Below are 615 nucleotides of genomic sequence, written 5' to 3' on the forward strand. Positions count from 1 at the left end.
CTCGAACATGGGCTTATAAAAAGCATGCCGAAGGCATTTCCTTTCATGTGATAGTCGAGGCGAATTTTGCGGCAGCAAAGTATCATGAGCGGGCTAAGCTCCGCGTGCCCTGTAGTTGCACGACAGCGCAGTGTCACGAGCGGACGAGCTCTGCGAGTCCTGGCCATCGCCAAAGTCCCGCATAAGCTAGCAATTAAATCCAGATAAACCCCAGTTCTTCGAAAGAAGGACTGGGGTTTTTTCGTTATTACTGTTTTTGATTTCTGGCCTACTCGAGAGTAGGGCGAGTATTGCGACAGCACAGTGTCACGAGCGGGTGAGCTCTGCGAACCCTGTGCCAACGGCAAGCTTGCTATCTATAAGCAACACAAGCCTAAACCCTGTTGAGTTTATCTCGACAGATTTTTTTTACGTCTGAAATTCGCGGATACACAACGATGACCGACTCTCGAGTAGGGGCTAATTTTGCGGCAGCAAAGTATCATGAGCGGGCTAAGCTCCGTGTGCCCTGTAGTTTGCCGACAGCGCAGTGTCACGAGCGGGTGAGCTCAGCAAACCCTGACCATCGCATTCTATATTTTTCTTTCAACTTTATTTTTACAGCAGAAAGATTTT

The organism is Psychromonas sp. (genome assembly GCF_983033635.1).